This is a genomic window from Acinetobacter sp. YH16042 (assembly GCF_013417245.1).
GTDB classification, from domain to species: Bacteria; Pseudomonadota; Gammaproteobacteria; order Pseudomonadales; family Moraxellaceae; genus Acinetobacter; species Acinetobacter amyesii.
The window spans coordinates 1-1,232 of sequence record NZ_VPEJ01000132.1; the positions used below are offsets into that span (position 1 = coordinate 1).

General features: G+C 40.7%; 2 protein-coding genes. Both read left to right on the forward strand.

Annotated features, from left to right (window positions below; translation table 11 throughout):
• The coding region (locus tag FTV37_RS17535; RefSeq protein WP_179991849.1) for a hypothetical protein at positions 1-438 on the forward strand (438 nt) is incomplete at its 5' end.
• Positions 439-443: 5 nt separating this feature from the next.
• Positions 444-749: a hypothetical protein gene (locus FTV37_RS17540; RefSeq protein WP_179996778.1), complete on the forward strand. Its 306-nt coding sequence runs from the start codon at positions 444-446 to the stop codon at positions 747-749.
• The last annotated feature ends 483 nt before the right edge of the window (positions 750-1,232 follow it).

The window sequence follows — 1,232 nt, forward strand, 5'->3', positions numbered from 1 at the left end:
GAGAGCAAAAAAACAACAACGGTGAGCTTTAGAATTGAAGATGATCTCAAAGATAAACTTCAAATCATTGCTGAACGAGAAAATAAAACTATCACCAACAAAGCACGTGAAATCCTCGCTGAATCACTCCATCTTTCACCGAGAAAAACGCTCACAGAACGTTTACAGGATGATGTCACCCGTATTGACCAAGAACTGCGCCACAACCTCCGAAAATGGAACTTAGAAGTCAATCATCAACTCAGCACGCTTAACGCCAGTCAAAAACTTCTGAATGATTTCAGTGAACAATACTCACATTTAAGGCAAGAACTGGATGATGAAAAAAAACGACATCAAAAAACACAACAAAAGCTGACTCGCTGGACGATAACCTTTTTCCTAACCGTTCTACTCAGTAATGCACTTATCATCACATTAATTTTATTTTTTAGGTGATCGGGATGGAAAAAAAAGAATTAGAGAGACTCGAAAAACATATCGCCGATGCTATCAGACAATCGGGGATCAAACCTGTAAGAGAATCGCTCAATAAAACTATTTTTTTACTGACCTTTGGTGGACTCAAAAGTATGCAAAAAGTGTTTGATGAAGCATTTGATGAAATCACCGAAGCCAGAAAATACCGATCATGGCAACGCATAACGGATTGTTTAAATGAGCATACAACCCATAATTTAAGCGTGCTTACCGTAAAAACTATGTACAAACGCGCCAAGAAAAAACGGGAAAATAATAAAACGGAGTGACCGAGTACCAATCAGCATCAGATGCACTTCCGCTTCCTCGATGAAAAATAAATTTTCATCTTGCGGCGAGCGTTGCGGATTTAAATATGACGGGATTTTTTTGTGATACTCCGAAAGGCACAGAGCCGAAATGATTGTGACATCACTTCGGCTCTGCTAATCTGATTCGGTGCATTCGTTGCTAAGATCAGACCTAGACAATCCAATCTTAGCAATGGGAAGCTAGCTTGTCACTACTTCCTTAAAACCATTCAAAGACATTAACTCAAATGCACCACTTGATTGACTCGGACTTAGCCCGGTCTCCGAAAGGATAAACAGGCAAATTGTGGTAATAAAACGTACCGGAAAACGAAATTCCGGCTCTGCCTCCGAATCACGCTGCGGTATCGAAAGATTACAGTGCGTACCTGATAAGAGCACCAATCAACGGACTAGGGATTTCTTGGATTGCACCGTCGAAAGAAGCCCAACCTAACCAGA